The sequence below is a fragment of the Pseudomonas sp. FBCC-B35 genome (genome assembly GCF_059133755.1).
Window position 1 is genome coordinate 1,643,947 of record NZ_CP101439.1, and the last position, 21,703, is coordinate 1,665,649.

The 21,703-nt window shown below is 63.1% G+C and carries 17 protein-coding genes; 9 read left to right on the forward strand and 8 right to left on the reverse strand.

Going from position 1 to position 21,703, the window contains the following annotated elements:
• The first annotated feature begins 139 nt into the window (after positions 1 to 139).
• Both NMB38_RS07350 and nagZ read left to right on the forward strand, forming a co-directional pair.
• Complete coding sequence (locus NMB38_RS07350) at positions 140 to 853, forward strand: TetR/AcrR family transcriptional regulator (protein ID WP_028687362.1); 714 nt, start codon at positions 140 to 142, stop codon at positions 851 to 853.
• 69 nt (positions 854 to 922) lie between these two features.
• Positions 923 to 1,921 carry a beta-N-acetylhexosaminidase gene (nagZ, locus tag NMB38_RS07355; RefSeq protein WP_177438167.1) on the forward strand — a complete coding sequence of 333 codons (999 nt, stop codon included), beginning with the start codon at positions 923 to 925 and terminating at the stop codon, positions 1,919 to 1,921.
• Between the two features lie 63 nt (positions 1,922 to 1,984).
• Here the strand turns inward: nagZ and NMB38_RS07360 are convergent, their stop codons facing one another.
• From NMB38_RS07360 to mfd, 3 genes are read right to left on the reverse strand one after another with little or no spacing between them, the layout of a single operon-like run.
• A complete protein-coding gene (locus NMB38_RS07360; RefSeq protein WP_254287170.1) occupies positions 1,985 to 5,311 on the reverse strand; it encodes a DEAD/DEAH box helicase in 3,327 nt (1,108 codons plus the stop codon).
• Between the two features lie 3 nt (positions 5,312 to 5,314).
• A complete protein-coding gene (locus NMB38_RS07365) occupies positions 5,315 to 5,881 on the reverse strand; it encodes a peptidoglycan binding protein CsiV (RefSeq protein WP_027915084.1) in 567 nt (188 codons plus the stop codon).
• Positions 5,882 to 5,890: 9 nt separating this feature from the next.
• Positions 5,891 to 9,340 (reverse strand): transcription-repair coupling factor, encoded by a 3,450-nt coding sequence (gene mfd, locus NMB38_RS07370; protein ID WP_027915083.1) that lies wholly within the window; start codon positions 9,338 to 9,340, stop codon positions 5,891 to 5,893.
• A 168-nt stretch (positions 9,341 to 9,508) separates the two neighbouring features.
• On the opposite strand from mfd, the gene NMB38_RS07375 reads away from it, so the two are divergent.
• Both NMB38_RS07375 and sthA read left to right on the forward strand, forming a co-directional pair.
• Positions 9,509 to 10,972, forward strand: coding sequence for a glyceraldehyde-3-phosphate dehydrogenase (locus NMB38_RS07375; RefSeq protein ID WP_027915082.1), 1,464 nt, complete (start codon positions 9,509 to 9,511; stop codon positions 10,970 to 10,972).
• A 397-nt stretch (positions 10,973 to 11,369) separates the two neighbouring features.
• A complete protein-coding gene (gene sthA, locus NMB38_RS07380; RefSeq protein ID WP_023534167.1) occupies positions 11,370 to 12,764 on the forward strand; it encodes a Si-specific NAD(P)(+) transhydrogenase in 1,395 nt (464 codons plus the stop codon).
• A 42-nt stretch (positions 12,765 to 12,806) separates the two neighbouring features.
• On the opposite strand, the gene NMB38_RS07385 is transcribed toward sthA, so the two are convergent.
• Positions 12,807 to 13,529: a glycerophosphodiester phosphodiesterase gene (locus NMB38_RS07385; protein WP_027915081.1), complete on the reverse strand. Its 723-nt coding sequence runs from the start codon at positions 13,527 to 13,529 to the stop codon at positions 12,807 to 12,809.
• A 28-nt stretch (positions 13,530 to 13,557) separates the two neighbouring features.
• A complete protein-coding gene (locus NMB38_RS07390; RefSeq protein ID WP_104926032.1) occupies positions 13,558 to 14,142 on the reverse strand; it encodes a PilZ domain-containing protein in 585 nt (194 codons plus the stop codon).
• A gap of 93 nt (positions 14,143 to 14,235) precedes the next feature.
• Between NMB38_RS07390 and NMB38_RS07395 the strand changes: the two genes are divergently transcribed.
• Genes NMB38_RS07395 through NMB38_RS07405 form a run of 3 tightly spaced genes read left to right on the forward strand, consistent with a single transcriptional unit; the run spans position 14,236 to position 17,478 of the window.
• Complete coding sequence (locus NMB38_RS07395; RefSeq protein ID WP_027915079.1) at positions 14,236 to 15,486, forward strand: lipoprotein-releasing ABC transporter permease subunit; 1,251 nt, start codon at positions 14,236 to 14,238, stop codon at positions 15,484 to 15,486.
• Between the two features lie 7 nt (positions 15,487 to 15,493).
• A complete protein-coding gene (gene lolD / locus NMB38_RS07400) occupies positions 15,494 to 16,177 on the forward strand; it encodes a lipoprotein-releasing ABC transporter ATP-binding protein LolD (protein ID WP_174435400.1) in 684 nt (227 codons plus the stop codon).
• Positions 16,178 to 16,236: 59 nt separating this feature from the next.
• Positions 16,237 to 17,478 (forward strand): lipoprotein-releasing ABC transporter permease subunit, encoded by a 1,242-nt coding sequence (locus tag NMB38_RS07405; protein ID WP_023534194.1) that lies wholly within the window; start codon positions 16,237 to 16,239, stop codon positions 17,476 to 17,478.
• An 8-nt stretch (positions 17,479 to 17,486) separates the two neighbouring features.
• Here the strand turns inward: NMB38_RS07405 and NMB38_RS07410 are convergent, their stop codons facing one another.
• Both NMB38_RS07410 and NMB38_RS07415 read right to left on the reverse strand, forming a co-directional pair.
• Positions 17,487 to 18,836 carry a heavy metal sensor histidine kinase gene (locus NMB38_RS07410; RefSeq protein ID WP_125922367.1) on the reverse strand — a complete coding sequence of 450 codons (1,350 nt, stop codon included), beginning with the start codon at positions 18,834 to 18,836 and terminating at the stop codon, positions 17,487 to 17,489.
• Complete coding sequence (locus tag NMB38_RS07415) at positions 18,833 to 19,513, reverse strand: heavy metal response regulator transcription factor (RefSeq protein ID WP_027915076.1); 681 nt, start codon at positions 19,511 to 19,513, stop codon at positions 18,833 to 18,835. Before NMB38_RS07415 ends, NMB38_RS07410 begins: the two co-directional genes overlap by 4 nt.
• A gap of 185 nt (positions 19,514 to 19,698) precedes the next feature.
• On the opposite strand from NMB38_RS07415, the gene NMB38_RS07420 reads away from it, so the two are divergent.
• The gene (locus NMB38_RS07420; protein ID WP_236166953.1) at positions 19,699 to 20,214 is read left to right on the forward strand and encodes a cupredoxin domain-containing protein; all 516 of its coding nucleotides are present in this window, start codon (positions 19,699 to 19,701) and stop codon (positions 20,212 to 20,214) included.
• 138 nt (positions 20,215 to 20,352) lie between these two features.
• Positions 20,353 to 21,183 carry an NADPH-dependent 7-cyano-7-deazaguanine reductase QueF gene (queF, locus tag NMB38_RS07425; RefSeq protein WP_345956696.1) on the forward strand — a complete coding sequence of 277 codons (831 nt, stop codon included), beginning with the start codon at positions 20,353 to 20,355 and terminating at the stop codon, positions 21,181 to 21,183.
• Between the two features lie 136 nt (positions 21,184 to 21,319).
• Here the strand turns inward: queF and NMB38_RS07430 are convergent, their stop codons facing one another.
• A complete protein-coding gene (locus NMB38_RS07430) occupies positions 21,320 to 21,583 on the reverse strand; it encodes a DUF4404 family protein (RefSeq protein ID WP_023534264.1) in 264 nt (87 codons plus the stop codon).
• Positions 21,584 to 21,703: the final 120 nt, after the last annotated feature.

Here is a 21,703-nt window from a genome sequence, read left to right on the forward strand (position 1 = left end):
GGAGCAGATCACCTCGAGATCACCGCTTCACGACCTTGCGATGGCTTGACTGACCGGCCGGTCACGAGCGCTTGACAGATGTGGGGTTGAAACGTATGTTTCAAACACCTGTTTGTATGGCGGAGTGCTCGGAGTAGTCATGGCCCAATCGGAAACCGTTGAACGCATCCTCGATGCTGCCGAGCAGCTGTTTGCCGAGCGCGGGTTCGCCGAAACCTCGTTGCGGCTGATCACCAGCAAGGCCGGGGTTAACCTGGCGGCGGTGAACTACCACTTCGGTTCCAAGAAAGCCCTGATCCAAGCGGTCTTCTCTCGTTTCCTGGGGCCCTTCTGCGCCAGTCTCGAACGCGAGCTGGAGCGGCGTCAGGCCCGCCCCGAGCACAAGCCTACCCTTGAAGAATTGCTGGAGATGCTGGTCGAGCAAGCCCTTGCTGTGCAGCCGCGCAGCAACAACGACCTGTCGATCTTCATGCGGCTGCTTGGCTTGGCGTTCAGCCAGAGCCAGGGCCATTTGCGCCGTTACCTCGAAGACATGTACGGCAAGGTCTTCCGCCGCTACATGTTGCTCGTCAACGAAGCCGCGCCACGCATTCCTGCGATCGAATTGTTCTGGCGTGTGCACTTCATGCTCGGGGCTGCTGCGTTCAGCATGTCGGGCATCAAGGCGCTGCGGGCCATCGCCGAGACTGACTTCGGCATCAACACCTCCATCGAGCAGGTGATGCGCCTGATGGTGCCGTTCCTGGCTGCCGGCATGCGTGCCGATACCGGCGTCACCGACGCGGCCATGGCCAGCGCCCAGTTGCGCCCGCGCAGCAAAACCGCCAACGGTGCAGCTCCCGTCAAGGCATAACTTGGCCTGTTGCCAGCCGCAAGCGGGCTTTTCCCTGTCTCTATTGAAGGATTTCTCATGACCGTCAGCCTGCAAGGCTCCTTGATGGTGGATATCGCCGGCACCTGGCTGACCGCCGAAGACCGGCAGCTGTTGCGCCAGCCTGAAGTGGCGGGGTTGATCATCTTCGCCCGCAACATCGAAAGCCCGCGGCAGGTGCGCGCGTTGTGCGCCTCCATTCGCGCACTGCGCCCTGACCTGATCCTGGCCGTCGATCAGGAGGGAGGCCGAGTGCAGCGTCTGCGCCAGGGGTTCGTGCGCTTGCCGGCCATGCGTGCCCTGGCCGACACTGCCAATGCCGAGTACCTGGCCGAACAATGTGGCTGGTTGATGGCGACCGAAGTGCTTGCCGTTGGCCTGGACCTGAGCTTCGCCCCGGTGCTGGACTTGGATCACCAGCGCAGCGCGGTGGTGGGCAGCCGAGCCTTCGAGGGCGATCCGCTTCGAGCTACGCAACTGGCGGGCGCATTCATCCGCGGCATGAACGCGGCAGGCATGGCGGCCTGTGGCAAACATTTCCCAGGCCATGGCTGGGCAGAAGCTGATTCCCACGTAGCGATACCCACTGACGAGCGTAGCCTGGAGCAGCTGCGAGCGGCGGACCTGGTGCCGTTCAGCCGGCTGAGCGGTCAATTGGCGGCAGTGATGCCTGCCCATGTGATCTATCCGCAGGTCGACAACCGCCCGGCAGGCTTTTCCCGCCGGTGGCTGCAAGATATTTTGCGCGGCGAGCTGGGTTTTGACGGGGTCATCTTCAGCGACGACCTGTCCATGGCCGGTGCTCATGTGGTGGGTGATGCGGCCAGCCGCATCGAAGCTGCGTTCACTGCCGGGTGTGATATGGGGCTGGTTTGCAACGACCGGGCTGCAGCCGAATTGGCGCTGGGCGCGGCTCAGCGCCTGCGGGTCACGCCGTCGCCTCGGATCGCCAGCATGCGCGGTCAAGGCACGGCCTGCACCGATTATCGCCAACAGCCGCGTTGGCTGCAGGCGCTGGGTGCGCTCAAGGACGCGCAGTTGATCGACTAGCCGCTTATTGCCAAGCAGGCTGTCGGGACGCGTTCACCCAGCCAGTGCGCGTCCCGACAGGTTTTACCGACCCCGCTTGCCCGGCAAGGGCGCAAACAACGCTTCGATTTCCTCGTCCCCCAGTCGCCACTGCCCAGCCTTGCCTCCGTCAAGCAGGCTGGTGGCCAGCGCTGCTTTCTCCTGCTGCAACAGCTGGATCTTTTCCTCCACCGTGCCCCGGGTGATCAGCTTGAACACGAACACGGGCTTGTCCTGGCCGATGCGGTAGGCCCGGTCGGTCGCCTGGTTTTCGCTGGCCGGGTTCCACCACGGGTCGTAATGAATCACGGTGTCGGCTGCTGTCAGGTTCAAGCCCACCCCGCCTGCCTTGAGGCTGATCAGAAAGACCTGGCTATCCCCCGCTTGGAATTGCTGGACAGGGGTGCGACGGTCGCGGGTGTCACCGGTCAACAGGCTGTAGCGAATGCTGCGTTTTTTCAGTTCCTGCTCGATCAACGCCAGCATCGAGGTGAACTGGGAGAACAGCAGCACGCGGCGACCTTCGCTCATCAGCTCTTCGAGCATCTCCAGCAGCGCGCCCAGCTTGCCCTTGTCGCTCTGGTTGCCCTTGATGTCCACGCCCTTGACCAGGCGCAGGTCGCAACACACCTGGCGCAGCTTGAGCAGTGCGTCGAGAATGACGATCTGGCTGCGTGCGGCACCATTACGGGCTACCTCGTCGCGAACCTTCTTGTCCATCGCCACCCGCACGGCCTCGTAGGTGTCACGCTGTGCGTCGCTCAGTTCGACCCAGTGCACCAGCTCCGTCTTGGCTGGCAGTTCGGTGGCGACTTGCTCCTTCGTGCGGCGCAGCAGGAAGGGGCGAATGCGCGTGATCAGGTGGGTCAGGCGCTCGGTATTGCCCTGGCGCTCAATGGGCGTGCGGTAGTCCTGATTGAAACGCTTGAGGTCACCCAGCCAGCCGGGCATCAGGAAGTGGAAGATCGACCACAGCTCGCCGAGGTTGTTTTCCATCGGTGTACCGGTCAGGCACAGGCGCTGGGTAGCCTGCAGTTGGCACACAGCCATGGCGGCCTTGCTTGTGCTGCTCTTGATGTTCTGCGCCTCGTCGAGCAACAGCAGGTGCCATGGCTGCGCACGCAAATGCGCGAGGTCGCGGGGCACCAGGGCATAGGTGGTCAGGATGAGGTCGTAATCCTGCAGACGGGTGAAATGCTTGCTGCGTGCTGGCCCGTGCAGGGCCAGCACCCGAAGGTCAGGTGCAAAACGCTGCGCCTCGTCCAGCCAATTGGGTAGCAGGCTGGTCGGCATGACCGCCAGTGCTGGCGTCGTCAAACGGCCCGCTTCTTTTTCCAGCAGCACATGGGCAAGGGCTTGCAAGGTTTTGCCCAGGCCCATGTCATCCCCAAGGATGCCACCGGTGCCCATCTCCCGCAGTGCTTGCAGCCAGTTGAGCCCTTGCTGCTGGTAGCCGCGCAGGCTGGCGTGCAAGCCGGCAGGTGGGGCGACCTGCAGATCCCTGGCATCCCGCAGGCGGCGACCCAAATCGCGCACATGCTCCCCGCCTTCCCAATGCAGCGGCAGCGCTTCGATCCCGTTCAGGCGCGCAGCGTCTGCTCGGCTCATGCGCAGTGCCGTTCCGGCTTCGGGTTCGCTCATGTACAGCTCGCCCAAGGTCGCCATCACGGCCTTGACCCGGCCATAAGGCAGTGCCACGCGCAGGGCGGAGGCGTCGATCCGGCCGCGGTTGAGATCGATCAGCAGGTGCTCCTCGTCATTGCGCTTGGCCAGTTCGCTGGGACGCAGCAGTTCAGGGCTATTGCGCAACAGCTGCAGCACGATGGGCAGCAGGCTGTGCCGCTGTCCATCGACGACGATACCCAGTTCGAGGTCGAACCATTCATGGCCTGGCGTTTCATCGACGGTGGCGTACCAGTCCTCCACTTCCTGCAAGTCGAACGCGAAGTCGCGGTTGACATCCACCTGCCAGCCCGCCTCACGCAGCCGGGGCAGGTCTGTGCGCACGAACTGCAGCCAGGCTTCGTCGTCGGCGAGCAGGAACATCTCGCCCGCGCTGTCGGGCAGCGCCTTGCTCTGCCGGGTCGCGACCTTGAACCCCATGTCGCGCAGGACATTGCGCAGGGCTTGCTCAGCCTTGGGTTGACGGCTGATGCGCTGGCTCACACTGCCCACCAGGCGCGTGAGCGGCTTGTCGGTATTACCGCTGGCCGACAGGCCGTCGTAGTCGAACGACAACGCGGCGCGATGCTGCATCTGGCGCTGCATGCGGCCGGTCTTGGGCATGTAGGCGGTGAACTCCAGGCTCCCGAGCGCGAGGTGCGCCTTGGGCTGGATGTCATCGACGTGTTGCTCTTCGACCTCGGTCGGCGTCGGCACGGCATGGCTCAAGGCATTGAGCTTGTGGCTGAGTGGCACGACCAAGTGCTCCGGCACCTCGGGTGCGAGGGTCAGTTGCATTGCAACGTGGGGGTTGAGCCCATGTTCGAGAATACCGATCTCATGGGTGACCATGTCCAGGTAGTACAGCGGAAGCAACGGGATGACGCAGTTGGTTTTATCCCCGCCGGTGAACCACAAGCCACGGTACGCACCATTGTCCAGGCGCACCCAGCGAAACTCGCCCTGGCGCACCGGCCCGGGCACCAGTTGCGGTTGGGTGTCGAACAGGTACAGTCGGCCCGTGTCGATGATGCGCTGGAGCAACTCACCGCCTTCGGCCCCGGTCAGCCTGTAGCCTCGCTCCTGGCCGCCCCCCTGATTGAGCGAGGAGAGCAGACGCAGGATGCGCGCGTCTTCTTCGGTCACGAACTTCGGTCGGTCGTACAGGAAGTCGTAGACCGACTGCACCCGGCTGAAGCGAATGCCGTCTTCGGTTTCGGCGCCCTTGCGCACGACCACTGAGCAACTGGCATCGTCCTGAAGGCGCAAGTTGTAGCAGACCGAGCGCCCGCGCCTGTCTTTGCCCGGTTCGACCGGCGCGGGCGCTTGTTCGAGATTGCTGAGCCAATGTTGAAGCTCGGCTGACATCTTTGCAGAGGTGGGCTTGGCTATCAGTGGCGTGTCGAAGGGGTCGCTGATCAGCAGCAGCGCAGCCGCGCAGTGCTTGCAGTTGCGCGCAACAGGGCAACTGCACCGGCCTTTTACGAGCAGGCGCCCGGCATGCACGCTCACTTCGATGTCCTGCCGGTAGGTTTGTCCTGCACTGCCTTTGCACAGAGCGGAAAACCTTTGCCCGTTTAGGTACTCCAGCTCGGACATGCCCTTGCTCGCGTAAACCTCGCCTCGCCTCAGAGTGCCTGCGTCGAAACATTCGATCCAGTTGGGGTACTCGTTCAGCAGCTCGAAGGCATCCGGTCCATTGCGGCTCATGGGCTACTGCTCCAGCATGTCCAGCGATGGCATCTTGGGTGTGCCGGGTGGGGTGATCTTCAGGAGCATGGCCAGATGGCCGCCGTCCAGGTAGGTCAGTTGTCCGCCTTTCACATTGCTGTTGGCCTGGCGAAACTGCTCGCTCTGCAGCACGCTGCCGTTGCTGTCGAGCTGGTTGACCCAGAGGTTGGCTTCAACCTGGATGAAGCGGCCCTGGGTGATGCTCAGGTTGCCCTCGATCGGGAAATGGCCGAACTGCTCGGCACCCTCACCCAATGCGATGCGACTGGGCCCATCGCCTACCTGCTGTTGCCAGGCCCGATGCATGAGCACCGTGTAGTCGGCCGTGGCGCCCAGGCGCGTGGCCTCGTCTTCCAGGGCTGGGCGCTGCTCTGCGCTCTTGTCCAGCCGTGGCGCCCCAGCGCTCCAGTCTTCGGGAGCGAAGGGGCTGGTGAACGCGGGTACGTTGTTCTGCCGTACCAGGATCATTTCGACCTGGTACGGGCCCTGGGCGAATGCCGCTGGGGCAAACGCCACCAGCAGCAGGGTCAGACAGCGAATGGCGCGCATGGATCTTCCTTAGGCAGGCTTTGGTGTCAGGCGCTCGAACAGCGCCTCAAGGGTGTTGAAGCGCTCATCAGGCCGTTCCATTGGAACCAGGAAGCGGAACTGAGTGGCGCCCTCGAACTTGTAGCGCTTGGGCTGGCTCTGGATCAGCTTGATCAGGGTCAGAGGATCGACCGGCGTTTCGGCCTCGAACTCCAGCTTGCCGCCGTTGGGGCCGGCGTCGACTTTCTTGATGCCAAGTTTCTCCGCCTGCAACTTGAGCAGCGTCAGGCGCATGAGGTTCTTGGTGGGCTCTGGCAGAAGGCCGAAGCGGTCGATCATTTCGACCTGCAGGTCCTTGAGCCCTTCCTCATCGGCTGCCGAGGCGATGCGCTTGTACAGGATCAGCCGCGCATGCACGTCCGGCAGGTAGTCCTCGGGGATCAGGGCCGGCAGGCGCAGGTTGATTTCCGGGCCGCCGCCCAGTGGTTGCTCCAGGTTGGGCTGGGTGCCCTTGCGGATCGCCTTGACGGCGCGCTCGAGCATTTCCATGTACAGGGTAAAGCCCACCGCCTGAATCTGGCCGCTCTGGCCATCCCCGAGCAATTCGCCAGCCCCGCGGATTTCCAGGTCGTTGGTCGCGAGCACGAACCCGGCGCCCAGGTCTTGAGTGTTGGCGATGGCTTCGAGGCGTTTTTCGGCGTCGCCGCTGACCTTCTGGCGCGTTGGCGTCAGCAGGTAGGCATAGGCCTGGTGGTGGCTGCGACCGACTCGGCCACGCAGTTGATGCAGCTGGGCCAGGCCGAACTTGTCGGCACGCTCGATGACGATGGTGTTGGCGCTGGGCACGTCGATGCCGGTTTCGATGATGGTCGAGGCCACCAGCACGTTGAAGCGCTTGTGGTAGAAGTCGCTCATCACCTGTTCCAGCTCGCGCTCGCGCATCTGGCCGTGGCCAATGCCGATGCGCGCCTCGGGGACCAGCTCGGCCAGGTCGGCGGCGCATTTCTCGATGGTTTTCACATCGTTGTGCAGGTAGTACACCTGGCCGCCGCGCAGCAGTTCGCGCAGCAGCGCTTCCTTGACGGTGCTGTTGTTCTGTTCCATGACGAAGGTGCGCACCGACAGGCGCCGCGCCGGTGGCGTGGCGATGATCGACAGATCGCGCATACCCGCCACAGCCATGTTCAAGGTGCGCGGGATGGGCGTGGCGGTCAGGGTGAGGATGTCCACTTCGCTGCGCAGCGCCTTGAGCTGCTCTTTCTGACGCACACCGAAACGATGCTCTTCGTCGATGATGGCCAGGCCCAGGTCCTTGAAGCGCACATCGTCCTGGAGCAGCTTGTGGGTGCCGATCAGGATGTCGATCTTGCCCTCGGCCAGCTCGGCCGCGGCGGTGGCCACTTCCTTGGCCGATTTGAAGCGGCTCATCACCTCGACGGTGACCGGCCAGTCCGCGAATCGGTCGCGGAAACTGTTGTAATGCTGCTGGGCCAGCAGGGTAGTGGGCACCAACACAGCCACCTGGCGACCGCTGTGCACGGCGATGAACGCTGCACGCATGGCCACCTCGGTCTTGCCGAAGCCCACGTCGCCGCACACCAGGCGGTCCATGGGCTTGGGCGCCAGCATGTCGGCGCGTACCGCTTCGATGGCCGCTTGCTGGTCGGGGGTTTCCTCGAACGGGAAGCCTGCGCTGAACGTGGCGTAGTCGGCGGCGGGGTCGGCGAACGCATAACCCTTGCGCGCTGCTCGGCGGGCATAGATGTCGAGCAGCTCGGCGGCGACATCGCGTACCTGTTCGGCAGCCTTGCGCTTGGCTTTCTGCCAGGTTTCCGAGCCCAGGCGGTGCAGGGGCGCCAGCGCGTCATCGCTGCCGGTGTAGCGGGCGATCAGGTGCAGGTTGGCAACCGGTACGTAGAGCTTGGCGCCCTCGGCGTATTCAAGGGTAAGGAACTCGGCGGCCTGGCCGTCGATTTCCAGCGTGGCCAGGCCTAGGTAGCGGCCTACGCCATGGTCGATGTGCACCACCGGTGCGCCTTCGCGCAGCTCGGTCAGGTTCTTGATGACGGCGTCGTTGGCGGTTTCGCCGCGCTTGTCGCGGCGGCGGCGCTGCATCACCCGCTGACCGAACAGCGGGCTTTCGGCGATCAGGGCCATGGCCGGGTCGTCGAGCAGCAGGCCTTCGTCGAGCGGTGCGATGGTGATGTTCAGGCGTTCGCTGCCGGTGACGAAGTCGGTCCAGCCTTCGACCGTGTTCGGGCGCAGCTTGAGCCGTTCGAGCAGCTCGAGCAGCACTTCGCGGCGCCCGGCCGATTCTGCGGTGAACAAGACGCGGCCATCGAACTGGTCGAGAAACCCTGCCAATGCCGCCAGCGGCTGGTTGGCCTTGGCTTCGATGGCAAGGTCGGGCAGGGCGCGGGCGGCGAAGCGCTGGCGCCCGGCGCCGGGGTCCAGGTCATCGCGGCTGACCACCACCCTTGGCCACTGCTTGAGGCGTGCGAAACAGTCTTCCACTGGCATGAACAGCTCGGCCGGCGGCAGCAAGGGCCGGCTCAGGTCGCCCCGGCGGTCCTCATAGCGCCCACGCACGTCGTTCCAGAAATGCTCGGCCGCCTGCTCGACGCCCGGCAGCGAAAACACCTGGGTATCGGCTGGCAAGTAGTCGAACAGGGTCGAGGTTTCTTCGAAGAACAGCGGCAGGTAGTACTCGATGCCTGACGGGATGATGCCGCTGGCCAGGTCCTGGAAGATCGCGCTGCGGCGAAAATCCACGTCGAAACGCTCGCGAAAGCGTGCCTTGAACCGAGTGACTTCCTCTTTTTGCATCGGAAATTCGCGAGCCGGCAGCAGGCGAATGGAGTCGACCTTGTCGATCGAGCGCTGGGTCTCGGGGTCGAACGTGCGCAGCGTCTCGATTTCGTCGTCGAACAGGTCGATGCGGTAGGGCAGCTTGCTGCCCATCGGGAACAGGTCGATCAAGGCCCCACGCACGGCGAACTCGCCATGCTCATAGACGGTGTCGACGCAGCGGTAGCCACTGGCTTCGAGGCGGCTGCGCATCTGCTCCACATCGATGGTCTGGCCCACGTCCAGCACCAGGCTGCTGCCTAGCAGGAAGCGGGTAGGGGCCAGGCGATGCAAGGCCGTGGTAATGGGCACCACCAGGATGCCGTGGCTCAGCTCGGGCAACCGGTACAGGCTGGCGATGCGCTGGGAGATGATGTCCTGGTGGGGCGAGAACAGGTCGTAGGGCAGGGTCTCCCAGTCGGGAAACGGCAGCACTGGCAACTCGGGCGCGAAGAACTTCAGTTCCTGCTCCAGGCGGTCGGCGGCCTGGCTGTCTGCCGTCAGTAGCAGGGTAAAGCGGCCAGCGCTGCTGGCGGCCTCGGCGATGGCAAGGCTGAGGGCGGCACCGGGCAGGTTGCCCCAGGTTTGTTTGCCGGCGGTAGCCGACAGTTGCGGTAGGCGCAGAACTGACACGGGAGATTGCACTCCAAGCGTTTCGGCAAAGAGACCGATTGTACCGGTGACGCTGGCGGCTGTCAGGCTCCAATGGGGCAGGATGATCGATGTGCGTGACCTCGACAGGCGCTCATTGCCGGTTACGCATCGGGGCGTCATAATGTAGCCCCTTTTTTCTGTCCCTACATGTGGAAGGTTCCCGTGACTCAGAAGCCCGACCAGTGTCTTGGTGAGTGGATCGATCGTGAAGCCCTGGCTGAAGCGATGATCCCGCTTATCGGTCAGCTCTACCGCAACAACAATGTGGTGAGCTCGATCTATGGCCGCAGCCTGATCAACCGTTCGGTTATCTCGATCCTCAAGGCACACCGCTTTGCGCGTCATCGCCAGACCGACGAAACCGAACTGTCCGTTCACGAGACATTCCCCCTGCTCAAGGCCATGAGCGAGCTGAAGCTGGGCGCCGCCTCGGTCGACCTGGGCAAGCTGGCCAACAAGTTCAAGCTCGAAGGCAACGGCCGCAGCGCCGAGCAGTTCGTGCGTGAGGAGCTGGCCGACGTGGTGGGCCAGCAGAACGCCGCTGCGCGCAAGGGCACCGACGTCGTGCTGTATGGTTTCGGCCGTATCGGTCGCCTGCTGGCGCGTATCCTGATCGAGAAGACCGGTGGCGGCGACGGCCTGCGCCTGCGTGCCATCGTCGTGCGCAAAGGCGCCGAGAACGATCTGGTCAAGCGTGCCAGCCTGCTGCGTCGTGACTCGGTGCACGGGCCGTTCGATGGCACCATCACCATCGACGAAGCCAACAACACCCTGACGGCCAACGGCAACCTGATCCAGATCATCTATGCCAAGAACCCGAGCGAAGTCGACTACACCCAGTACGGTATCGACAACGCGCTGATCGTGGACAACACCGGCGTATGGCGTGATGCCGACGGCCTGGGCCAGCACCTGGCGTGCCCGGGTGCCAGCCGCGTGATCCTCACCGCACCTGGCAAGGGTGCCCTGAAGAACATCGTGCACGGCATCAACCATGGCGAGATCACGGCCGATGACAAGATCATCTCCGCCGCCTCCTGCACCACCAACGCCATCGTGCCGGTGCTCAAGGCCGTCAACGACCAGTACGGCATCGTCAACGGCCACGTCGAAACCGTTCACTCGTTCACCAACGACCAGAACCTGATCGACAACTTCCACAAGGGCAGCCGCCGTGGCCGCGCCGCGCCGCTGAACATGGTCATCACCGAAACCGGTGCTGCCACCGCCGCCGCCAAGGCCCTGCCAGTGCTCAAGGGCAAGTTGACCGGCAACGCCATTCGCGTGCCGACGCCGAACGTGTCGATGGCCATCCTCAACCTGAACCTGGAAAAGGCCACCAGCCGCGAGGAAATCAACGAGTACCTGCGCCAGACGGCCATGCACTCGGACCTGCACAAGCAGATCGACTACGTCAGCTCCCAGGAAGTGGTCTCCACCGACTTCGTGGGCTCGCGCCACGCCGGTGTGGTAGACGCCGAAGCCACCATCTGCAACGACAACCGCGTCGTGCTGTACGTGTGGTATGACAACGAATTCGGCTACAGCTGCCAGGTCGTGCGCGTGATGGAAGACATGGCCGGGGTCAACCCACCTGCCTTTCCACGCTGATCGGCCGTTCAGACGCTGAACACACGGGAACCTTCGGGTTCCCGTTTTCGTTTGGGCGGCCGGGCACGGGTGCTTGTACTCGCAGAGCGCAGGGGGCACCGAGTGACTCAACGCGACATTTCAGGGACAATGACCGCCGTTTGGCAGGTGCCTGAGCGGTTTTTTCGCCTGAGCAGGTAGTGAAAGGTGATCGAAAGCGGGGACGAGGATGATTGCCGCCAAGGAGAAGGTGGTTTATGTAGTGCGGGCGAAATTGGCCTACGACGCGACCAAGGGTTAATGTGCGCGCCGTTCACGCTTGATTAGACTGCACCCGATTTTTTCTCATGGCGCCCAGGCGGCATGATCGTGCGCCGCAAGCGACCGTGGCTTGCGGGCCAGTTCTGAAGGAGTACGCATGGCTGTCTACAACTACGACGTAGTGGTGCTGGGTTCCGGCCCAGCCGGGGAAGGTGCGGCAATGAACGCCGCCAAAGCAGGGCGCAAGGTGGCGATGGTCGACACCCGCCGCCAAGTCGGGGGTAACTGCACCCACTTGGGCACCATCCCCTCCAAGGCACTGCGTCACTCGGTGCGGCAGATCATGCAGTTCAACACCAACACCATGTTCCGCGCCATCGGCGAGCCGCGTTGGTTCTCCTTCCCGGACGTGCTCAAGAGCGCCGAGAAGGTCATCGCCAAACAGGTGGCCTCGCGTACGGGCTACTATGCCCGCAACCGCGTCGATCTGTTCTTCGGCACCGGCAGCTTCGCCGACGAGCAGACCGTCGAAGTGGTCTGCCCCAATGGTGTGGTGGAAAAACTCAACGCCAAGCACATCATCATTGCCACCGGTTCGCGCCCCTATCGGCCAGCAGACATCGACTTCAACCACCCGCGTGTGTACGACAGCGACACCATCCTCAGCTTGAGCCATACCCCGCGCAAGCTGATCGTCTATGGCGCCGGGGTGATCGGGTGCGAATACGCCTCGATCTTCAGCGGCCTGGGTGTGCTGGTCGAACTGGTGGACAACCGTGGGCAATTGCTCAGCTTCCTGGATTCGGAAATCTCCCAGGCCCTGAGCTACCACTTCAGCAACAACAACATCACCGTGCGCCACAACGAAGATTATGAGCGGGTCGAGGGGCTGGACAACGGTGTCATCCTGCACCTGAAGTCGGGCAAGAAGATCAAGGCCGATGCTTTGCTCTGGTGCAACGGGCGTACCGGCAACACCGACAAGCTGGGGCTTGAGAACATCGGCATCAAGGTCAACAGCCGCGGCCAGATCGAAGTGGACGAGGCCTACCGCACCAGCGTGCCGAACATCTACGGCGCCGGCGACGTGATTGGCTGGCCAAGCCTGGCCAGTGCCGCGCACGACCAGGGCCGCTCGGCCGCAGGGAGCATCGTCGACAACGGCAGCTGGCGTTTCGTCAACGATGTACCGACGGGTATCTACACCATTCCGGAGATCAGCTCGATCGGCAAGAACGAGCAGGAACTGACCCAGGCCAAGGTGCCCTATGAAGTGGGCAAGGCCTTCTTCAAGAGCATGGCCCGGGCGCAGATTGCCGGTGAGCCCCAGGGCATGCTGAAAATCCTGTTCCACCGCGAGACGCTGCAGGTGCTGGGTGTGCACTGCTTCGGCTATCAGGCGTCGGAAATCGTGCATATCGGCCAGGCGGTGATGAACCAGCCGGGCGAGCTGAACAACCTCAAGTACTTCGTGAACACCACCTTCAACTACCCGACCATGGCCGAAGCCTATCGGGTAGCGGCCTATGACGGTCTGAACCGGCTTTTTTGAGCGGCTCCGACCGGTGGCCTGAGCCGGTCGGAGAGACCGAATTCAACCCTGCCCGAGGGTGGTCCTGGCCAAACCGGGAAAGTCTGTAATCAGGCTGTCCACGCCAAAATCAGCGAGCCGGCGCATCAGTGCCGGCTCGTTGACCGTCCATACCGACACGTGCAAGCCCTGCTTTTGCGCTTTTTGCAGGCGTTCCGGGGTGCACAGCGTCCAGTTCAAGGCCAGCATCTGGCAACCATAGTTCTGTGCAACTTTCAGCGGGTCGAGCCAGGCGTACTCGGCCACCAGGCCGCGTTGCACATCCGGCACCAGTTCTTGAGCGGCGCCCAGCACTTCGCGTGAACTGGAGGTGATCGTTACCTTGTCCAGCAAGCCAAACTGCTGGGCCAGTTCGCGAATGGCCAGCACCGTGCTGGCTGCGCGGGTGCGCGAGGCGCTCTTGACCTCCAGCTGCCAGTGCTCGAACGGGCATTTCTCGAACAACTCTTCCAGGCGTGGGATGGGGCAGGGCTGGACCCAGCCCGGGCCACCCTGACGTGCGTCGAGCTTGACCAGGTCTTCGGCCGGGTGCTCGACCACCTTGCCGCGCTTGCCGGTGGTGCGCTTGAGGGTAGGGTCATGGATCACCATCAGCTGGTTGTCGGCCGACAGGTGCAGATCCAGCTCGCAGCGCATGATGCCGTGGGACAGGCACTGGCGGAAGCTGTTCAGGGTGTTCTCGGGCGCTTCGCCCTTGGCGCCGCGATGGCCATAGATCAGGGTCACGTTCGTTCCTTCAGTGAGAAAAATGGAGTCAGGGTGATGGGGCGTTCTGTTCCAGTTGCTGGCGTCTTTGCTGCTGCTGGCGCTGCAGGATGTAGCGGGCAAGCAGCTGGCGCTGGGCATCGACCATGTCGATGAACTCGATGCCGACCTCGAAGCCCTCCTCGGGCCTGGCCTCGCAATGGGTGATCTTGCCACGCAACAGCAGGCCATGGGCGCGTGGCATCAGCACCATTTGTACCTTCACTTGGGTACCCGGTGCAAAAGGCCCTGGCTGGACGCACTCCAGACCGCCTTCGGACATCACCACTGCCTGCGGTTGGCCTACCTCGCCCAGCAGGGTATGGGCGACCACGGCGCTGAGCACGTCCAGGCGCTTGTTCTGTACCCGCAGAAACGCTGCGAGGGTGCGGTCCTTGTCGCTGAGCTGGCGCAGCAGGTGCTGGGCCTCGAAGTCGGACAGGTGCAGCTCGCTGAGCAGATTGAACAGTGGGGAATCATCCTGCAACACATCTGGATCAAGGGCTTGGGCCGCGCTCAATGGGCTGATTTGAAGTGCGATCCGATCAGCAATGCGGTAGTATTCGCGGCGATCTTCTTCGTCTAATGTCGTCATGGCGAACCCATGGTAGCGGCGGTGGTCCGAGTGTAAAGCCGCCGTAGGCGCCTCGCCACAAGGACGTTCCCTTCCATCCGAACAAGCCCCGACATGTTCAGACCTCTTTTCGCATTCATCGGCACGCGTTATACCCGTGCCAAACGTCGCAATCACTTCGTCTCGTTCATTTCCCTGACCTCGATGATCGGCCTCGCCCTGGGCGTGGTAGTCATGATCGTGGTGCTGTCGGTGATGAACGGGTTCGACCACGAGATGCGCACCCGCGTGTTGGGCATGATCCCTCACGCCACGCTCGAGAGCGGCCAGCCCATCGCCGACTGGCCTGCCCTTGCCGAACAAGTAAAGCAGAATCCGCAGGTGGTGGCGGTCGCGCCCTTCACCCAGATGCAGGGTTTGCTTACCCATGACGGCAAGGTGCAGAAGGTGTTGCTCAACGGCATCGATCCGGCCCGGGAACGGGAGGTATCGATCATCGATAACTTCGTCCAGCAGGGCCGGCTGGACCAGTTGGCGCCCGGTGAGTGGGGCATCATGATCGGCGACAAGGCGGCAGCCAAGCTGGGCGTGGCCGTCGGTGACAAACTCACCTTCGTGGCCCCGGAGGTCAGCGTTACACCGGCCGGCATGTTCCCGCGCATGAAGCGCTTCACCGTGGTCGGCACCTTCCATGTGGGAGCCGGCGAAATCGACGGTTACCTGGGGCTGACCAACATCGCCGACCTGTCGCGCCTGCACCGCTGGAAGCCCGACCAGGTGCAGGGCCTGCGCTTGAAGTTCGATGACCTGTTCCAGGCCCCGCGGGTGGCTTACGACATCGCCCAACAGCTGGGCGACCAGGACTTCTACAGCCGCGACTGGACCCGTACCCATGGCAACCTCTACCAGGCCATTCGCATGGAAAAAGCCATGATCGGCCTGCTGTTGCTGCTGATCGTCGCTGTTGCCGCGTTCAACATCATTTCCACGCTGGTGATGGTGGTCAACGACAAGCGAGGGGACATCGCCATTCTGCGCACGTTGGGTGCCACCCCCGGGCAGATCATGCTCATCTTCATGGTGCAGGGCACCGTGATCGGTGTCGTGGGCACGTTGATCGGCGCCGTGGTGGGCATCATCGCCGCGCTCAACGTCAGTACGGCCATCGCCGGGATCGAGCATTTGATCGGCCACAAATTCCTCAACGCCGACGTGTATTTCATCGATTACCTGCCCTCGCAGATCCAGGCCCAGGACGTGTACATGGTCTGTGGTGCGGCATTGGTCCTGAGTTTCTTCGCCACCCTGTACCCTGCCTGGCGTGCGGCACGCACCCAGCCGGCAGAGGCGTTACGTTATGAGTGAGTCGCGCATGAGTGATAAAGCCGTTCTGAGTTGCCGCAACCTGGGCAAGTCCTACGACGAGGGCCCCGAGTCGGTGCAGGTGTTGTCTGGCCTGAACCTGGAACTGCACGCCGGCGAGCGCATCGCCATCGTCGGCAGTTCGGGGTCGGGCAAGAGCACCTTGCTCAACCTGCTGGGCGGCCTGGATCGCCCCACACAGGGCAGCGTGTGGTTGGCCGGCGAGGAGCTGTCGGCGTTGGGCGAGCGCGCCCGTGGCCTGCTGCGCAACCGCGAGTTGGGCTTCGTGTACCAGTTTCATCACCTGCTGCCCGAATTCACGGCCCTGGAGAACGTGTGCATGCCGCTGCTCATCGGCCGTACCGCTATCCCAGAGGCGCGTGAACGTGCCGAGGCGCTGCTCAAACGCGTTGGGCTGGGGCATCGCCTCAATCACAAGCCGGCCGAGCTGTCTGGCGGTGAGCGTCAGCGGGTGGCCATTGCGCGTGCGCTGGTCAACCGCCCGGGCCTTGTGATGCTGGACGAACCCACCGGGAACCTCGATCACCACACTGCCCAAGGCATCCAGGAATTGATGCAGGAACTGTCCAGTGCTTCGCGCACGGCGTTCCTGGTGGTGACCCACGACCTGAGCCTTGCGCGTCAGATGGACCGTGTACTGAAACTCGACAATGGCCACCTGGTGGCGATCTGACCGACCGAGCGGGATGACCCTTTCATCCCGCGACCTGTTTTGATTGGGTGTATTCGCACATGTTCAGACCCCTGCCCATCTTCATCGGCGCGCGCTATACCCGGGCCAAGCGTCGCAACCATTTCATCTCGTTCATCTCCATGACCTCGATGATCGGCCTGTCCCTGGGCGTGCTGGCCATGATCGTGGTGCTGTCGGTGATGAACGGCTTCCAGCGCGAAATGAGCTCGCGCATCCTGGGCTTGGTCCCCCACGCGGCCATTCTGGGCCAGCAGCCGCTGGACAACTGGCAGCAGGTGGCCGATGCGGCCATGAAAAACCCTGCCGTGGTTGCCGCGGCCCCGATCACCGAGATGGAAGGCATGTTGTCCTACAAGGGCGCCATGCAACCCATTCAGGTGGGCGGTATCGATCCGGCCGAGGAAAACAAGGTTTCGATCGTAGGGCGGCACATCGTTCAAGGCCGCTTGCAGGACTTGCAGCCTGGCGAGTTCGGCGTGGTGATTGGCGAGCTGACGGCCCGCCGTTTTCGCCTGAATACCGGGGACAAACTGACCTTGATCGTGCCAGAGATCAGCAGCGAGCCTGGCGGGATCACCCCACGCATGCAGCGCTTGACCGTGGTGGGCATTTTCAAGGTGGGCGCCGAGCTCGATGGCTCCCAGGCCTACATTCACATGGCCGATGCCGCGACCATGCAGCGTTGGGCACCCGGCCAGGTTCAAGGTGTGCGGCTGAAGCTGCATGACCTGTATGCCGCCCCGCAAGTCTCCAAGGCCATCGCAGCGCAGCTTGGCGAGGGCTACCGGGCAGATGACTGGTCCCACACCCAAGGCAGCCTGTTCAGCGCCATGAAGATGGAAAAGACCATGATCGGCCTGTTGTTGCTGATGATCATCGCCGTGGCCGCGTTCAACATCATCGCCACCTTGGTCATGGTGGTGAACGACAAAGGGCCGGATATCGCCATCCTGCGCACCCTGGGGGCAACGCCTGCGCAGATCATGGGGACATTCATGGTCCAGGGCAGCTTGATCGGCGTCGTCGGCACGCTGATCGGTGGGGTGCTCGGGGTCATCGCCGCGCTCAACGTGAGCCAGATCGTGGGCTGGCTGGAGCGCATCAGCGGTCAGCATATCTTCACCTCCGACGTGTACTTCATCAGCAGCCTGCCCTCGGAGCTGCAAAGCGGAGATGTGGTGATGATCTGCGCGGCAGGGCTGGTGATGAGCTTCCTGGCTACCCTCTACCCAGCCTACCGGGCTTCCCAGGTACAACCGGCCATTGGCCTGGCGGTTTGACCAAGCCTTTACCGGCCTGAGAAATCGAGCGTGAAGCGGGTCCACCCCGCCTCGCACGCCACCTGAATCCGCCCGCCATGGGCCTGCACGATCGAGCGCGTGATCGCCAGGCCCAGCCCGGCATGTTCGCCCCCGCCTTCATGCCTGGACGGGTCCACCCGGTAGAAACGATCGAACAGCCTAGGCAATGCCGTCGCCTCGATGGCGCTGCCGGTATTGCTCACGGTGATGCGCGGTCCTGTCGCCAGCGTGATCCGCACCTGTCCCCCCGTCGGCGTGAAACGCAGGGCGTTGTCGAGCAAGTTGGAGAGCGCCCGGCGCAGCATGGTCCTGTCGCCGGGCAGCCACGCCTGTCCCTCGCGTGTCAGCTGCACGGCCGCTTCTTCAGCAGCCAGGGCGTAAAACTCCAGTAGAGAATCCACTTCATCATGCAGGGCAAGTGGGGTGTCACCTGGTGTGAGTAGTCCCTGGTCAGCCTTGGCGAGAAAGAGCATGTCATTGATCATCTGCGCCATCGCCTGCAATTCTTCGAGGTTGTCGTGCAAGGCCTCTCGGTAGGTGTCGAGGCTGCGTGGGCGAGTCAGGGTGACCTGGGTGTGGGTCAGCAGGTTGGACAGCGGCGTGCGCAGCTCATGGGCGATGTCGGCCGAAAACGCCGACAGGCGCTGAAACGCATCGTCCAGGCGCTGCAGCATGGCATTGAGGCTGTCAGCCAATTGAGCCAGTTCGGCGGGCATTTGCTCCACGGGTAGCCGGGTGGTGAGCGAACGGGCAGAGACGCGTGCGGTGATGCGGCCCATCTGCCTCAAGGGCCGCAGGCCGCTGCGCGCCGCCCAGGCCCCCAGCAGGGCGGTGACCAGCGCCGACAGTCCGACTGTCAGCCAGATCAGGCGCTGCATGCCTTGCAGAAAATGCTGGTGATGGGTGATGTCGAGGTACAACACAAGTTGCGGCGAGGTCGCGCTGCCTGGTATCAGCGCCACAGCAAGGCTGCGGTAGTCAATGCCCTGCGCATGCAGCGTGTTCAACCCCGTGGAGGAGGGCGCCGGGGGGAGGCCGGCCTGGCTCTCGAACCAAGTGACGCCCCCACCCGAGGTGACCCGCACGGACAGGTCGGCCTGATGGCTCAGCTCCTCGCGCAGGGCCGGCAGGCGGGTTTGCAGGTCGGCCTGCGTGCCGACGTCCGTCAGGTGACGGCGCAACAACGACAAGCGCGAGGCCAGCAACTGCTGGTCAAGTTCGATGAAATGCTGCTCGCTGGCCTGATTGAACACCAGGCCCGCCCCGAGCGAAACCGCAGCGGTGCAGGCAGCGAACAGCAGCGCCAGGCGACTGGTCAGCGAAATGCGGCGCCTCACGATGGGCGCACTTCCAGCACATAACCCATGCCGCGTACCGTATGGATCAGCTTGTCCTCGTAGGCATCGTCCACCTTGGCCCGCAGTCGGCGGATGGCCACTTCGATCACGTTGGTGTCGCTGGCAAAGTTCATGTCCCAAACCTGGGACGCAATGAGCGCCTTGGACAGCACCTCGCCCTGACGGCGCAGCAGCAGTTCGAGCAAACCGAACTCCTTGGCGGTCAGGTCGATGCGCTGGCCGCCGCGCTCGACACGTCGACGAATCAGGTCAAGGCGCAGGTCTGCTACCGTCAGCAAGGTATCGGCACTGGGCGTGGAGCCGCGCCTGAGCAGGCTGCGCACGCGCGCTAGCAGCTCCGAGAAGGCGAATGGCTTGATCAGGTAATCATCAGCGCCCAGTTCCAAGCCATGTACCCGGTCCTCGACGGCATCGCGGGCGGTCAGGAACAGCACGGGCGTATCGATACCGGCTTGCCGCACGGCCTTGAGGATCTGCCAGCCGTCGCGCCCTGGCAGCATCACATCCAGGATCAGCAGGTCATGATCGCCCGTCAGGGCCAGAAACTGGCCTGTTTCGCCGTCGGTGGCCAGCTCCACCGTGAAGCCGGCCTCGCTCAGGCCCTGATGCAGGTACTGGCCAGTACGGGCCTGGTCTTCGACGATCAACAGTTTCATTGAGGCAAGCTCCGGCGGTTGATGCGGCGCGCCGCAGTGAGGTCCAGCCGGCGCGTGGGTGCCAGGATCATACGTGACCTGTGCGGCATTGAACCAAACTGACACGCTTGTAATGCAGCGGTCAGCTTGATGGCAGTCGCGTGGGCTTAATCTGGCGCCGTTCAATCCAACGCATGGGAGCCTCGATGTCTCGCTTTATCATTGCCTGCGCACTGACGCTGGCCAGTAGTTTTGCCCAGGCAGGCACCGCACACACGCTAGCTTTCGGTGAGCCTGCACCAGCCGAGGAGGCCACCCGTACGGTTGAAGTGCGGCTCAAGGATATCGCCTTCGAGCCCGCCAGCCTCACTGTCAAGGCAGGTGAGACGGTACGCTTCGTGTTGATCAACGAGGGGCAGTTGCCCCACGAGTTCAACCTGGGCGACAAAGCCATGCATGCCGAACATCAAAAACAGATGGTTGCCCTGCAAGCCAAGCTGTTCAATGCAGCCGCAGATGAGCAGGGCATGGGGCATGGCGCCATGAGCGGGCACGATCACGGTGCAGGTCATGGGCATGGCGGCGGTAACACGGTGCTGGTGATGCCTGGCCAGCGCGCTGAGTTGACCTGGACCTTCAAGGCCTCTGCACCCATCGAATTCGCCTGCAATGTGCCAGGCCATTACCAAGCGGGCATGGTTGGGCCGCTGACCATCGAGTGAGGGGCGCTGCAAGGCGGCAAGCAACAGGGTAGACTGGGCGCCCTACGCGTCATCCTGTACACGACAGGGTTACCCCAGCAATGGGGGCGCGCACCGTACGAACGCTAGCGTCCACTCCACACTTTCAGGTCAGTTCCAATGCACCCTGCCGCCGAACACTCCCCGCTGGGCAAGTCCAGTGAATACGTCGCCACCTATTCCCCGGAGCTGCTGTTCCCGATCCCACGCACCGCCAAATGGGCGGAGCTGGGTGTCACCGCGCGGACGCTGCCCTGGCAAGGTGTGGATTACTGGAACTGTTTCGAGCTGTCCTGGCTGCTGCCCTCGGGCAAGCCCGTGGTAGCCATAGGCGAGTTCGCCATCCCCGCCGATTCGCCCAACATCATCGAATCGAAGTCATTCAAGCTGTACCTGAACTCCTTGAACCAGACCGTTTTCGCAGGCATCGAGCCCTTGCAGGCGTGCCTTGAGAAAGACCTTTCGGCGGCCGCCGGCAAGGCGGTAGGGGTGAAGGTGAGGACGCTGGAAGAGGTCGAGGCCCAAGGCGTGGTCGCTTTGCCAGGCACCTGTATCGATGGGCTGGATGTGGCTATTTCCAACTATGCGCAGCCGCAACCGGAGCTGTTGCAATGCGACGCTCATCAGGTGGTCGAAGAGACGCTGCACAGTCACCTGCTCAAATCCAACTGCCCGGTTACCGGTCAGCCGGACTGGGGAAGCGTGGTAGTGACCTATAAGGGCAGGGCGCTCGATCACGCCAGCCTGCTGACCTATCTCATCAGCTTCCGCCAGCATGCGGATTTCCATGAACAATGCGTCGAGCGCATTTACCTGGACCTGAAGAATCTCTTGCAGCCTGAGCACTTGACCGTTTATGCCCGGTATGTGCGCCGGGGTGGCCTGGATATCAACCCCTACCGCAGCATGGGGGAAATCGTCGTGAGCAATGGGCGCCTGGCCAGGCAGTGACCGCCGCCGGGGTGCGCCTGCGTTGAACCGCACCCGACCCTGACAACAGGCCGCGTGCTGTTCGACCCTGGACGCAGTGCGGGTCATGGCAGGCCACTGCGCTACGCTGTGTGCGCAGCAGCCCGAGCCGTATGCCTCAGATACCCATGCTGTGCAGCGAGTTGGCAATGCTGCGCAGGGTGGCCGTCAGGTCAGGGTGGTCGGCTTCAAATCGCTCCACGGCAAGGTTCACACCGTCGGCCAGGTTGTTGTCAGGCGTGGCGTTTTCCAGCTTCAGCTGCGCTTCGATTTGACGCGCTTCTTCATGGAGCGCAGCCAGCTCTTCGTCCGAAAGCGGCACGTTGCGATCCAGTTGCTCGCGCAGGCTGTTGAGGCGCTCTTGCAATTCGCGGGCAGGCATTGGCACTTCTCCATCATAGGTTTGGCAAGCCATGGACCTCAGCGAGGCGGCAAAGGTTCTGGCCTGTATTGAGCGTAAACCCTTCGCGTGGGATTTGCATGGCTGGCAGCCGCTGAGCTG